The sequence below is a fragment of the Nostoc sp. LEGE 06077 genome, from assembly GCF_015207705.1.
Taxonomy (GTDB): domain Bacteria; phylum Cyanobacteriota; class Cyanobacteriia; order Cyanobacteriales; family Nostocaceae; genus Nostoc_B.
On the sequence record NZ_JADEWI010000026.1, the window covers coordinates 69,588 to 84,106 of the forward strand.

At 41.3% G+C, this 14,519-nt stretch carries 11 protein-coding genes; 7 read left to right on the plus strand and 4 right to left on the minus strand.

What is annotated here, in order from left to right; translation table 11 throughout:
• Window positions 1–50: 50 nt before the first annotated feature.
• On the minus strand, window positions 51–365 hold the full coding sequence (locus tag IQ244_RS17555; RefSeq protein WP_193896308.1) for a hypothetical protein: 315 nt from the start codon (window positions 363–365) through the stop codon (window positions 51–53).
• Window positions 366–539: 174 nt separating this feature from the next.
• Here IQ244_RS17555 and IQ244_RS17560 point away from each other — a divergent pair, with 174 nt between their 5' ends.
• The 4 genes from IQ244_RS17560 to IQ244_RS17575 all read left to right on the plus strand — a co-directional run bounded on the left by IQ244_RS17560 (window position 540) and on the right by IQ244_RS17575 (window position 9,111).
• Window positions 540–2,267: an Rqc2 family fibronectin-binding protein gene (locus IQ244_RS17560; protein ID WP_193896310.1), complete on the plus strand. Its 1,728-nt coding sequence runs from the start codon at window positions 540–542 to the stop codon at window positions 2,265–2,267.
• Window positions 2,268–2,836: 569 nt separating this feature from the next.
• Entirely contained in the window at window positions 2,837–4,666 is a 1,830-nt protein-coding gene (treZ, locus tag IQ244_RS17565; RefSeq protein WP_193896312.1) for a malto-oligosyltrehalose trehalohydrolase, read from the plus strand.
• 78 nt (window positions 4,667–4,744) lie between these two features.
• Entirely contained in the window at window positions 4,745–7,510 is a 2,766-nt protein-coding gene (gene treY, locus IQ244_RS17570; protein ID WP_193896314.1) for a malto-oligosyltrehalose synthase, read from the plus strand.
• 89 nt (window positions 7,511–7,599) lie between these two features.
• Window positions 7,600–9,111: a trehalase family glycosidase gene (locus IQ244_RS17575; RefSeq protein WP_193896316.1), complete on the plus strand. Its 1,512-nt coding sequence runs from the start codon at window positions 7,600–7,602 to the stop codon at window positions 9,109–9,111.
• A gap of 144 nt (window positions 9,112–9,255) precedes the next feature.
• On the opposite strand, the gene IQ244_RS17580 is transcribed toward IQ244_RS17575, so the two are convergent.
• The 3 genes from IQ244_RS17580 to IQ244_RS17590 form a co-directional block, all read right to left on the minus strand.
• On the minus strand, window positions 9,256–9,792 hold the full coding sequence (locus IQ244_RS17580; RefSeq protein WP_193896318.1) for a L,D-transpeptidase: 537 nt from the start codon (window positions 9,790–9,792) through the stop codon (window positions 9,256–9,258).
• Between the two features lie 498 nt (window positions 9,793–10,290).
• Window positions 10,291–10,803, minus strand: a complete 513-nt coding sequence (locus IQ244_RS17585) for a L,D-transpeptidase (RefSeq protein WP_193896320.1) — start codon at window positions 10,801–10,803, stop codon at window positions 10,291–10,293.
• An 83-nt stretch (window positions 10,804–10,886) separates the two neighbouring features.
• Entirely contained in the window at window positions 10,887–11,519 is a 633-nt protein-coding gene (locus tag IQ244_RS17590; protein WP_193896322.1) for a bifunctional 4-hydroxy-2-oxoglutarate aldolase/2-dehydro-3-deoxy-phosphogluconate aldolase, read from the minus strand.
• A gap of 401 nt (window positions 11,520–11,920) precedes the next feature.
• On the opposite strand from IQ244_RS17590, the gene IQ244_RS17595 reads away from it, so the two are divergent.
• The 3 genes from IQ244_RS17595 (at window position 11,921) to IQ244_RS17605 (ending at window position 14,457) form a co-directional block, all read left to right on the plus strand.
• Window positions 11,921–12,763: a DUF2382 domain-containing protein gene (locus IQ244_RS17595; protein ID WP_193896325.1), complete on the plus strand. Its 843-nt coding sequence runs from the start codon at window positions 11,921–11,923 to the stop codon at window positions 12,761–12,763.
• 315 nt (window positions 12,764–13,078) lie between these two features.
• The gene (locus tag IQ244_RS17600; RefSeq protein ID WP_193896327.1) at window positions 13,079–13,984 is read left to right on the plus strand and encodes a DUF2382 domain-containing protein; all 906 of its coding nucleotides are present in this window, start codon (window positions 13,079–13,081) and stop codon (window positions 13,982–13,984) included.
• A gap of 224 nt (window positions 13,985–14,208) precedes the next feature.
• Window positions 14,209–14,457 carry a hypothetical protein gene (locus IQ244_RS17605; protein WP_193896341.1) on the plus strand — a complete coding sequence of 83 codons (249 nt, stop codon included), beginning with the start codon at window positions 14,209–14,211 and terminating at the stop codon, window positions 14,455–14,457.
• Window positions 14,458–14,519: the final 62 nt, after the last annotated feature.

The following is a 14,519-nucleotide window of genomic DNA, read 5'->3' on the forward strand; positions in this document are numbered from 1 at the left end:
CGATTTCTTGAAGAAGTCGGGTATCTATTCGTTCACTAATGATTCCCTGATTAATCTGATGGTAGAGCTTTGTTATTCGGTAAATATTGAGGATTTTCAAGAGGTGGCTGCTTGATGATGGGTGTTGATTGTGGAGTAATTTTGAGAATGCTTTCTGGGGAATAACTGCTATTTTGTTGCAAAAATCCGATTTCTCTTTCAAATTTTTCTCTTCCCTCGCGGAAAAAGCTGGATTCTCTGGGATGGTATATACCGTTAGCTACAGTTTCAGGGATTTGTTGAGCATTGATTGGAGTGATTGATAACAATGCTTCTATAGTCACCAATGTAGCCATAACTAGGCTGTAGGATATGGAGTATTTCATCTTTTTCATGTTGTGCCAAGCAGAGCTATAGCAATCTGATTTGGTTCCTGAAATTATTTTCTCGGAAGGCCACAGGGAACAGGAAAAACTTTGGCCGCAGTACGGAATTTTGACAAAAATCCCGTAGGAACCCTATAGACAAGATAGCATATACTGAGCATCGGACTTTTTGTTGTGCAACCAGTTGACTTTACGACCCTGACTTCTGCTTGTAGCGAACTACGCGCTTACTGGCTGCCATCGCGTTTAGAACAAGTTTATCAGCGCGATCGCTACACTATTTCTATTGCATTACGCACCCTCAAACAACGGGGCTGGCTGGAAGTTTCTTGGCATCCCCAAGCTGCAAGAATTTGTATTGGTGATCCGCCACCGCGATCGCCGGATACTTTTACTTTTAGCCAACAATTAGTACACCAATTGGGTGGTTTGGCTTTAATTGGGATTGAAGCGATCGCTCCTTGGGAGAGGGCAATAGATTTACAATTTGCTCGTCGTCCGGGAGAATCTGCCCTATATCACTTGTATGTGGAAATTATGGGCAAATACAGTAATGCTATTCTCACTGATGCCAATAATTTCATCATTACGGCTGCCCATCAAGTTAGTGAGCAACAATCCAGTGTTCGACCGATTCAAACTGGACAACTTTACGAATTTCCCCCCAAGCTTACAGGCCCAGTTCCCAGTTTGAGCGAATCTCCCGCACGTTGGCAAGAAAGGGTGAGCTTAGTTCCCGGTGCAATTAAGCGTCAGCTAATCAAAAGTTATAGCGGTTTAAGTACGGCGCTGGTAGATTCTCTATTGTTGGCCGCGAATATTGCACCAGAAACCACAACTGATCAACTTAGTTCTGAAGATTGGCAAAAACTGTTTCAATGTTGGCAAGAATGGTTACAAGCTTTAGATGTAGGTAAATTTCAACCAGCTTGGACAGCAACGGGTTACACCGTGATGGGTTGGGGTGCTGTTGCACCAGTTAAAGATACTCAATCATTGTTGAATAAGTATTATACTGACCAACTAAATCAACAGGTATTTAGCCAATTACGCCATCAACTGAGTCAGAAGTTAAACAATATTCTGGCGAAGTTAAAAGTTAAAGCACAAGCCTTTACAACCCGGTTGCAGCAATCAGATCAAGCTGATGATTATCGTCAAAAAGCAGATTTGTTGATGGCTAACTTGCAAAATTGGGAACCGGGAATGAAAGAAATCACCTTAGCTGATTTTGAGACAGGGGAACCAGTCGCGATCGCACTTCAGCCTGATAAAAATGGCGTACAAAATGCTCAATATTTTTACAAGCAGCACCAAAAACTCAAACGCGCTCGTTCCGCAGTAGAACCGCTATTATTGGAAGTACAGTCAGAAATTGATTATTTAGAGCAAGTAGAGGCAGCGATCGCCCAAATTGAAAACTACGAAACAGCCGAAGACTTGCAAGCTTTAGAAGAAATCCGCGATGAGCTAGTTGGACAAAAATATTTAGAAGATCCAGGATATCGCAATCGCAGTACTAACGAAACTGCTATCACTAACTTCCGTCGTTATCGCACTCCTAACGGCGTAGAAATCTTAATTGGCCGGAATAATGGGCAAAATGACCAATTAACTTTTCGCATAGCCGGAGATTATGACTTGTGGTTCCACGCCCAAGAAATTCCCGGAAGCCATCTCCTAATGCGTTTAGAACCGGGTACTGTTCCCGACAAAGATGACCTGCAATTTGCGGCTAACCTCGCTGCTTACTACAGTCGCGCCCGACAAAGTGACCAAGTACCAGTAGTCTATACTCAACCAAAACACGTTTACAAACCCAAAGGAGCCAAGCCGGGAATTGCAATTTACAAACAAGAGCGCATTCTCTGGGGGAAACCGCAATCAGTTAAGGGCCAATAGTTAATAAGTAGGTGGGCGTTAAAAATTGTCGTTATGACAAGGCAGGAGGCAGGAGGTAAGAAGCTTTTGGGCAACTTTACTGTTTGTTATGTACTTTTGTTTTTGCGCGCCGTTCTACTTAGTTCTCACATATCTTGCAGATAATCCCTACACCCTTAGACCCCCATACCCCTTCTTCCCCTATCTCTTGCGGTTTGGTGAAATATTCTCAAAGATGGAAGTAAATCCGAAATGGTTTTATCTTTTTTTAGTAAATTTTTAAGAAAAAACTGTGTTGGCTGTTACAATATTGTTAAGAAAAGTTGCCCGTTGCATTTTTGGGAACGCGCAATCGGGTTTTAACTCTATTGAGAAGACAACGCGAAAAAACATTTGATAGACCAGCTGTGGGAGGCTGGTCTTTTTATTTGCAAATAAATGCTTACTCATAAATCTGTCTTTTGGCACTGGTGAAATAACTGAGAAACAGACCATGATGCTATCTGGAAAATGACGAAAAAGTGTGTATTTGATGACATTTGCCGTTAGCAAATATTTATTTAAAACATTATGTAAAGGGAGGATACTGTGTGAAAATTGGCGCTCACTACTTAGGTAACGGAGAGTGTGAGTTTACTGTTTGGTCTCCCACATTAAACAGTATTGCAGTAGAAATTTTAACGCCAGAGCCGCAGTTAATTCCGCTGAAACCCCAAGCAGAAGGATACTGGCAGATAAAAGTCAATGATGTGTATCCAGATACACTTTATCGATATAGATTAAATGACCTGGAAGCCTTTGCTGATCCAGCTTCGCAGTTTCAACCCCAAGGCGTTCATGGAGCCTCCCAAGTTATCGATCATCAGTTTGATTGGACAGATGCAGCTTGGGCGGGTGTTCCTTTAGAAGCGATGATTTTTTATGAACTCCATGTGGGGACATTCACGCCAGAAGGAACTTTTGCAGCGATTATTCCTCGTTTACCAGAACTGCGGGAGTTAGGAATTAACGCGATTGAAATTATGCCGATCGCTCAATTTCCCGGCGATACTCATATTCAGCCTGATTTGGCATACCGTAACTGGGGATATGATGGCGTTTATCCTTATGCAGTACAGAATTCCTACGGTAGTCCAGCGGATTTAAAGCACTTTGTGAATGCTTGTCACGCCAATGGAATTGCTGTGGTGTTGGATGTGGTTTATAACCACTTTGGCCCAGAAGGTAATTATATGGGTCAGTTTGCGCCCTATTTTACAAAAACATATAAGACACCTTGGGGCAACGCGATGAATTTCGATGATGCCCATAGTCAAGGTGTGCGAAATTATTTTATTGAAAATGCTTTGTATTGGTTGAGGGACTTTCACATAGATGCTTTGCGGCTAGATGCGATTCAAGCAATTTATGATTTAGGCGCAAAGCATTTTTTGTGGGAACTGGCGGAAGTTGTACATAATTTCTCTCGTGGGGAGACATGGAAACGCCATTTAATTGCGGAAAGTGACCTGAATAATCCCCAAATTATCCGCCCGCCAGAGTTGGGGGGGTATGGAATTGATGCACAGTGGAGTGATGACTTTCACCACGCATTGCACACATTGTTAACAGGCGATCGCTTAGGATATTATCAAGACTTCGGTAAATGTGCAGATTTAGCTAAAGCTTATCAAGATACTTTTGTCTACGATTGGCGCTATGCTCCCCATCGTCATCGATTTCATGGGATATCTTGCCGCGATCGCCCATTATCTCAGTTTTCTGTCTGTATTCAAAACCACGACCAAATAGGGAATCAAATGAAGGGGGAACGCTTAAGTGCGCGGATTTCCTTTGCAGGTTTGAAGTTAGCGGCTGGTGCGGTGTTGTTGTCACCCTATTTACCGTTGCTGTTTATGGGTGAAGAATATGGTGAAACTGCACCTTTTATCTATTTTGTCAGCCACTCTGACCCCGATTTAATTCAAGCTGTGCGTGCTGGACGCAAACAAGAGTTTGAGGCGTTCCATTATGCAGAAGATCCACCAGATCCCGAATCGGCGGAGACTTTTTTGCAATGTAAATTGAATTGGGAATTACGTCACCAAGGACAGCACAAGGTTTTATGGGATTGGTATCGTCAGTTAATTCATTTACGCAAAACTCATCCGGCGTTGTTGAATTATGACCGCGACAGTATCGCCGCAACGAGTGATGAGGAGAAAAAGATAGTTGTGGTACGGCGTTGGTGTGAATCGAAGGAAGTGATATTGGCGATGAATTTTAATTCGTCGTCGGTGGGGGTGAGTTTACCTATTCAGCAACGTGCGCGGAAGTTGTTGGACTCAGCAGACAGTTCTCAAGCCTCTGACAAACTATCTGTGGGGGACGAAGTTAGATTACAACCCACAAGTTTGGTTTTGTATGAGGTGGAGGTTTAAAAGCTTTTTAACGCAGAGGTGCGCTGAGGTAGGCGCTGAGGGGCGCGGAGTGTTTTTTGAGAACTAGAGGAGGAATTTATGCGGATACCGAAGGCAACTTATAGGATTCAGTTTACACCCCAGTTTGGGTTTGATGATGCTAGAGCGATCGCAGCCTATTTATCAGATTTAGGTATTTCTGATTTGTATGCTTCGCCAATTTTTAAGGCGAGGACTGATAGTACACATGGTTATGATGTGGTAGACGCTACGCAGTTAAATCCTCAATTGGGAACTACAGAAGACTTTGAGAATTTAGTAGCGAAATTACAATCTTTGGGGATGGGTTGGCTACAGGATATTGTGCCGAATCATAATGCTTATAGTAGCGAAAATCCCTATTTAATGGATGTGTTGGAGCATGGTGCAGATTCTAGCTATACAGACTATTTTGATGTTTGCTGGAATTCTCCATTTGCTAATAGCCATGAGCGAATCCTTGCGCCTTTGTTGGGAGATTTCTATGGTGAAGCTCTGGAAAAGGGAGATATTCAACTGCAATATGAACAAAATGGTTTAACTGTTAACTATTACAGTTTAAAATTACCTTTGCGTTTAGAGTCTTATACTAAGTTTATTAGTTACAATTTAGGGAAACTCACCCGCACTTTAGGCAGGAATCATCCTGATTTTATTAAACTTTTAGGTATTCTTTATATTCTCAAAAGCGTTCCCTCGGAAGTTGCAGGGAAGCAGCGTCAAGACCAAATTGCTTTTATTAAAGGTTTGATTTGGGAACTGTATAACAGTAATGATGATATCCGAGAATTCATTACCGAAAATCTGAAAATATTTAATGGAGAGCCAGGTAATTCAGAAAGTTTTAACTTACTCGATGATTTACTCAACGACCAGTTTTATCGTCTCGCTTTCTGGAAAGTTGGCGCGGAGGAAATGAACTATCGCCGGTTCTTTACTGTTAACGAACTTATTTCGGTGAAAGTTGAAGAAATGCGCGTGTTTAACAATACTCATAGTTTGATTCATAAGTTGGTAGACGAGGGTGTATTCACTGGCTTAAGAATTGATCATATTGATGGTTTATATAACCCGACGCAGTATTTAGAACGGCTGCAAGAAAAAATGGGCGATGTTTATATTACCGTCGAGAAGATTTTAGAACTAACAGAAGATTTACCCAATTATTGGCAGATTCAAGGTACATCAGGATATGACTTTTTGAATTATGTTAATGGTGTATTTTGTCAAGTTCAAAATGAAAAATTATTTGATAAGATATACAGTTACTTTATTGGTTCACGCTTTAATTATCCATCACTTGTGCAAGAGAAAAAACATCTAATTCTCGAAAAGAATTTAGCGGGTGACGTGGATAATTTAGCCAGCTTGCTGAAGAATATTGCCAGCAAATATCGCTATGGTAATGATTTTACATTGAATGGATTGAAACGAGCGATCGCGGAAGTCCTGATGTTATTCCCCGTCTACCGTACTTATATCACTCCCGATACAATTCCAGATAGTGATAAAGCCTGTATTCAACAAGTAATTAACACGGCGAGAAAACAAGTACCTCTGTTACAGCATGAAATGAACTTTTTAGAAAAAGTCATGTTGTTGCAGTTTGATGAGTCTCTTAGCCAAACAGAAAAAGAACAGTGGATCTATTTTGTCTTGCGGATGCAGCAATACACAGGCCCACTCATGGCTAAAGGTGTGGAAGATACTACTTTATATGTTTACAACCGACTAATTTCACTCAACGAAGTCGGCGGAAACCCTAGTCATTTTGGAATTACTATCGAGCAATTTCATCACTTTAACCAACAGCATCAAGCGAATTGGCCTCACACCATGAACGCCACAGCTACCCATGACACCAAACGCGGTGAAGATGTCAGAGCTAGGTTAAATGTGTTGTCCGAAATTCCCCAAGAATGGGAACAACAAGTAAATAACTGGAGTGAACTCAATCAACAACATCGTAGCCTTGTGGATCGCAACGATGAATATTTTCTTTATCAAACTTTAGTCGGCGCATTTCCCTTTGCGGAACACGAACAAGCCTCTTTTGTCGAACGGGTGCAAGACTATATGATTAAAGCCATCCGCGAAGCAAAAGTTCACACTGCATGGTTGCGCCCTGATGATGAATACGAAGCAGCCTGTACCACCTTAATCCAGAAAATTCTTGACCCCAACTTATCACCGCAATTTCTCGAAAGCTTCCGCCCTTTTCACCAAAAAATTGCCGAATATGGCATATTTAACTCCCTTTCTCAAACTCTCCTGAAGATCACTGCGCCTGGTGTCCCCGACTTCTACCAAGGAACAGAACTCTGGGATTTAAGCTTAGTTGATCCAGATAACCGCCGTCCCGTAGATTTTGAATTACGACGTACTTACTTGAGTACCATCCAAGAGCAAATCAAAACCGATATTCTCAGTTTAATTACAGAACTCCTCACCAATAAAACCGATGGGAGAATCAAACTGTTTCTAACACTACAAGCACTCACAGCCAGAATCAAATATCTCTCATTATTCCAAAACGGCGAATACCAACCAATAGAAATCCACGGAACCCACGCCAACCATATCATCGCCTTTGCCAGACAACATCACAATCAAACCGCGATCGCCATTATCCCCCGTTTCCTCACCACCCTCATCCAACCAGGACAAACCCCACTCGGCGAGTCGGTATGGCAAGATACACACCTAAAACTCCCCAGCAAAACTTGGCAAAATCTCCTCACCCAGCAAACTCTCCACACAGAAAACACCCTACCCATCGCCACCGCCCTCTCCTATCTCCCCGTAGCCCTATTAATTTCTGAGTAACTTATACAACCCACGTAATCAGAAAATCTCTCTTTCCCCCTCTCCGCGTACCTCCGCGCCAACCTTTGCGTACCTTTGCGTTAAAAAACATGACCCAACAACTTACCAGCCCCCCAATAACCAGCGTCCGCACCTACATCAAACAAACCTGGAAAACCCTCACCCGTTCCCACCAACACTTATTAGAATCAGCCCAAGACACCAAACTAGAACACAAACCCAACACCCCGTGGCTAATTTACATCTCCCCCCAAGAAGACTGTAATACAGTCAAATCTGTATTAGAGCGATCGCTATCTGCCCAAGAAATGCAGCAAATAGAAATTCGCACCTTACCCAGCGAAGTCGAAGCCATCGAAGAACACGGGTTGTTATATCTCCCTGGCGCTTATGTTGTTCCTGGCGGACGTTTTAACGAAATGTATGGTTGGGATAGCTATTTTATCTTGCTCGGTTTACTGCGAGATGAAGAATGGGAACTTGCTCAAAGTCAAGTAGATCAATTACTTTATCAAGTCCAGCATTACGGGACGATTCTCAATGCCAACCGTACCTATATGCTGACGCGATCGCAACCCCCCGTCCTGAGTATGATGGTGTTGGCGTTGTTCCAACATACCCAAGACCAAGCATGGTTAAAATCAACCCTGCCATTATTAGAACAATTTTATTACTACTGGGTAGTACCGCCCCACCTGAATTCGGCAACAGGCTTATCTCGGTATTATGCTTTAGGCGAAGGGCCAGCACCAGAAGTTTTGTTTTCGGAACTAGATGAAGCCGGACGCAGCCACTACGAACGCGTCAAGGAATATTATCAAAAATTTGAGATTGATGACTATGATGTCAGTCTGTATTATGACCGAGAAAAAGACGAACTGACAGACTTATTTTACAAAGGCGATCGCTCCATGCGCGAGTCTGGGTTTGATATCACTAACCGCTTTGGCCCCTTTAGTGTTGATATCATCCACTATGCGCCAGTGTGCTTAAACAGTCTGCTTTATCAAATGGAACAAGACTTGGCGCAAATCCACGAAATTTTAGGGAATCCTGAACTTGGACAACAATGGAGCGATCGCGCTAGTCTCCGCCATGAACGTATCAATCAATACCTTTGGGATGAAGACCAAGGACTGTATTTAGACTATCACTTCTACAGTAACCAACGTCGTCATTATGAGTTTGCTACTACCTTCTATCCTCTATGGACAGGGCTGGCTTCTTCTACCCAAGCCCAAAAGATTGTCAAAAATTTGACTTTATTCGCCGCACCTGGGGGAATTTTCACCAGTACCCACGTCACCGGAAATCAATGGGATGCGCCTTTTGGCTGGGGGCCATTAACATTAATTGCTGTCCAAGGTCTGCACCGTTATGGATATCATTCAGAGGCCAATGATATTGCTGATAAATTCCTCACTATGGCAATTAAAGAATTTACACGATGTGGCTTTTTTGTCGAAAAATATGACGTTGAGCGATGTTCTGCCCAAGTTTCTGATGAGATTTGCTTTGGCTACAGTTCTAACGAAATAGGTTTTGGTTGGACTAATGGAGTCATTTTAGAACTTTTAGCACTGCAATCAGTCAAAGAATAAAGTAATTGAGGACAAGCTATAGCGGTAGTCAATACTGCTCATTCTCCCTATCCCCCCTGTACCCCTGCTGCCTCAACGAAGAGATGTCTTAACCGAAAAGTATTGCCTTCTGCTATAAAAGCCTATCCTCAACAAAATTAATCCTTACCGTTTCACCACTACTACAGTCCCTGGCTTCGTCCAGTTGAACAACTTCCGCGCTTGTTTCACTGGTAAATTCACGCAACCGTGGCTGACTGGAGTACCAAAACGGTTATGCCAATAAGCGCCATGAATCGCATAACCTTCATAGAAATACATTGTGTAAGGAACATCGGGAATGTCGTAACCCCTACCCCGCATTCTATTAGTGCGATACTTCGACTGAATATGAAATCTACCAATGGGTGTAGGGGTAGCGCGTTTACCTGTGGATACGGGGAAGTTGTAAACCAGCTTTTCACCATCCCAGGCTCGTAAGCGTTGCTGGGATAAATCAATTTCAATCCGGCGAGGTTGGGATACTCCCCGACTGTCAGATATTTTGATGCTGTTGTTGTTGAGTGACGCGGCTGTAGCTATCACAGAATTTGGGTCAGCTGTTGGTAGCGCTGAGGAGAGAAAAGTGGCTAACAGCAGCGCGACACCTGTACAAAAATTTCCTGAGCGACGAATTCCAACAGTTCTACTTCGGGTTTGCATTCTGCATCACCTGCTAACAACGCGAAAAATATGTTGTAGTTTTCATAAACGCTCCAAATTGCCAAAACAATTTCTAGTTGTTTATGGAATGTCTACGCGAATTATCCGCCAATACCAGTATCAGGTGAGACCGCTAAAACAGCTACGTACCAAGGTTGGATCTTGTAACTAGGTCGAAAGAAGTAGGAATACCAGGGTTTTCATCACTTATACCCCTACATTTCTATCCCTTTGTGCCTAGAGTTGATTTGCCTCTCACTGCTGAAGTTATCTCAACTTTGTTCGAGTATTGACGGCGATTTATTTAACTTTGTGAATTGAAAAAGTGCAAACTACTTAATTCGATATTTGCACTTGTAATTTTCCACAGGACTTACGCAAAAATATATCGGCTGACTAGAGTACTCTAGTCTTCTATTTCTTACTTCAAGTTAAGTTATGGCGATTCCGGAGTATGACTATAGCAATGTCTTGATTTGCTGTCATTTGCCTATCTGCTTACTTATGAATGACCACAGGTGTTCCTAACGATGCCCAATTGAATAGCCATTTAGCATGATTAGGTGCAACATTGATGCAACCGTGACTTACTGGTGTACCAAATTTGTTATGCCAGTAGGCTCCGTGAATTCCGTAGTTACCTTGGTAAAACATTGTATAAGGAACGTTGGGAACGTCATAATCTCTGCCGCGCATTCGTGCTGATTTATGCTTAGATTGAATTTTAAAGCTACCAATCCTTGTGGGCGTGGATTGTTTACCAGTGGAAATAGTCACTGCATAAACAGGTTTTTTCCCTTCCCATGCGGTTAATCTTTGGGTTGAGAGATTAATTTGAATCCAACGTTGGTTAGATTTTTGTAGAGTTTGGATGTTTTGTTTGATTGTCTCGTTTTTAGAACTGGCTGTGACTGCATTTGTGCCAACACCAATCACACTCAAACATATTGCTGCACCTATAACCAATTTTTTTAAGTGGCGTATGGGGTGAGAATCAATCAGACTTTTCATGATGTATGCACTTGAATGAGGGAGTCTTAAGAATTTTTTCCTTTTTACTTTGTAGCCTAAAAATTCAGTAAGTGTGTATTTTGCTACGCTAAATGCTGAATTAAATTATTGGCAGATTGAGCGATCGCCTCCCAATTTTCTGTTGCTACCAACTTTTTCGGAAACAATTCACTACTTAATCCAACAGCCACAGCCCCAGCTTGGATAAATTCTGGCGCATTTTCTAGTGTCACTCCACCAGTTGGAATTAAAGGAATATGCCCCAATGGGGCTTGTAGACTCTTGATATAACTGACTCCTCCCACAGCTTGCACCGGAAATACCTTCACGCAACTAGCGCCATGATGCCAAGCATTGACAATTTCCGTCGGAGTCAGCGCCCCAGGAATAATTGGCACATCTTTAGCGACGGCGGCGTTAATCATTTCTATGTCAAGATGGGGCGAAAATAAAAATTGCGCTCCAGAGGCGATCGCATCTTGTAACTGTTGCACGTTGAATAATGTACCTGTACCAATCAAACAATCAGGTAATTTCATGCGGAGTTTAGCGATCAGTTCTGCGGCGCGATCGCTATTCCAGGTAATCTCTATTAGCTGCATTCCCCCAGATACTACCGCCATTGCCATCTGTTCGCCTAATTCTATTTTTGAGGCACGGACAACGGCGATCGCTCTGTTTTTTCGCAACTGTAATAACCAATCTTGATTAGACATTCTCGCTGGGACTTGAAATAAGGCATAAAATTCTTTTCTACCAGCGTGACACATTTATAGATCAAATTAAGTATAACTACCCAGAAAAATCAACTGTACTAAAACCCTCTTGCCTTCTGGCTGCTCATAACGACAATTCTTAACATCGACCTGGTTATGATATGCAGGCGATCGCTTAAACTATCTTCCTGCTGGTGGAATATTTTTTGTGCTATCTTATCCAACTTAAGTATTAAGCTAACTGGTGATGAATCCAGAGTAATCTATTGATATTTTCATCATAAAGTATCAGTCGTTAACAATAAATCTCTTACTTAAAGTCAGCCGTCAGCCAGAGGATTTAAAACCCAATAATTTTTAGCTTAGAGATATAAAAATATATCCTCAATAATTTCTCAGCTATGCCTCTTTATAAACTCGAAGAATTTGACCCCCAATACCGGGAAACATTTGGCGGTGATGATGTTAAAGATTTGGATCTCTATACTGAAGGCGGAATCAAAATTGGTTCAGTAAGTGATGCTTTAGTTGACCAAGACGGGCGTTTTCGCTATTTAGTTATAGACACAGGCTTTGATACTCTTGGGAAGAGAATATTACTACCAATTGGTCTTTCCCATATCAATTATCCCGAACAAAGGGTATATGTTGATGGACTTAGTAAGCAGCAAGTAGAAATGTTACCTGAATACCACGAAAGCTATACAGTTAATGAAGATTATGAAGAAAAAGTTCGCAGTGTATTTCGTCCAGTAGACAGTAACGTAAACTACGATCGCAATACATATAATTATCAACAAGAACCTAATTTATACGATTTGCATGATCAATCTCATCAAACTCTCAAACTTTACGAAGAACGTCTAATTGCTAATAAGCATCGCGTTAAAACCGGAGAAGTAGCAGTGGGTAAACATATTGAAACAGAAACTGCACGAGTTACAGTCCCCATTCAAAAAGAGCGTGTTGTCATCGAGCGAGTTTCACCCACAGAAACAGGAACTGTTGTTGATTCTAATGAACTTCAATTTCATGAAGGTGAAGTAGCACGCATAGAAGTTTATGAAGAAACACCAGAAATTCGTAAAGAAGCGTTTGTCCGCGAAGAAGTACGAGTTAAAAAATTAGTAGAGCAAGATACAGTCGAAGCAGAAGACACAATTCGTCGGGAAGAGTTAGATATTAACACTACAGGTGAATTGCGTGTAGATGATGCGGCTCGGAATAGACAGGAAACTATTTAATTAAGCGACGATTCCGCTAAATTGCTTAACCACCTGTAAAAATCTTCCTAGATCAATAGTCATTTGTATATACACATGGCTATTGACTCATAATCATTTATTTATAGATAAATTTTAGTGAGACGGAATCAGCAAAAATTTCATTTTGTATTCCGAATCATGAGCTAATTAAACTTGGATTTATCCATGTATAAAAATCTATGACTTTTGATAATCTTTACTTGATGTAATTCATTCGATAGAAAGAGGTATCTTAATGAATAAAATTTTACATTAATAATTGAAAGTCTTATGAGAGTTCAGAGGTAAAATATAATGGCTCTTTACAAATTAAATGAATTTGATCCTGACTATCGTGAATCTTTTCAAGGTAACGATATTAAAGGATTGGGTGTGTATACAGAAGGAACCGATGAAAAAATAGGTAGCGTCAATGATGTTTTAGTAGACGACGAAGGACATTTTCGCTATTTAGTTGTTGACTTAGGTTTCTGGATTTTTGGGAAAAAAGTATTATTGCCAGTAGGTCGAAGCCGCATTGATTATGGTCGCGATCGCGTTTACGCTGTTGGTATGACCAGAGAACAAGCAGAAGACTTGCCAGAATTTGATGAACGCCAAGTTGATTACGATTATGAAGAACGGGTACGTGGTGTTTATCGTAATCCCAAATATAGCAGCACAAATGTAGACACAGCCACACCTCTAGATACAACTGCAACATTAGATACTGGTTATACAGCTACACCAACTACTCCAGTCACCACGCCAACTTTCAGCCGTGACAGCTATAACTATAACGAAGAGCCTTCTTTATTTGGTTTAAATGAGCAAAATCATCAAACCTTGAAACTATATGAAGAGCGTTTGGTTGCTAACAAGAGAAGACAAAAAACTGGTGAAGTAAATGTTGGTAAGCGCATAGAAACTGAAACTGCAAGAGTTGCAGTACCAGTAGAAAGCGAACATGTTGTAATTGAACGCATCACCCCAGATGATGCGGGTAGGACGATTTCTCCTGGCGAAGCTGACTTCCGTGAAGGCGAAGTTGCGCGTGTAGAAATCTACGAAGAAACTGCTGACATTCGCAAAGAAGCATTTGTCCGAGAAGAAGTCCGAGTCAGAAAAGTGGTCGAACAAGACACCGTTGAGGCTCAAGAAACAATCCGTCGGGAAGAGTTAGATGTGAATGCTCCCGGCCTCCCAATTGAAGAACGCTAATTAACAAAATGATGAGTGAATAAACCCCTTTGGGGTAGGGAATAAGGAACAGGTAATAGGGAAGAGAAAATAAATTAAAAGTATCAAATTTTCCCTATTTCCTCCTATCCCGAAATCAGTCTTGTTCTCTTTTACTTAATTATTTACTAATTATTAATTAGACCTAGTACAGGTGATGCTGTTTACTTGGCTTTACCTGTACTAAAAATTCTCAAATTAGGGTGATGAATAGCCAAGCAATGATAAATAATATTGAACAAATTAATCGAAAACCTAGTATTTATAATTTATTAGCAACTTTAAAAATAAAGGTTGCCAATTTTGATGTAATTGATAACCAAGGGCAACTGGTTGGCAAAGTCAGAGATTTAATTTTAGATAATCAGCGGCGACTGAATTTAGTTATATCCCTCTTCTGTCACTTTCCGAGTATTCTAAATAAAAGGATTAAAAGAAAAAACTCTGGAAGGTAAGCAGGGCAATGGATGTGGAATTACAAATCCTGAAACATTTACGTCGAGACGCTCACCCAACA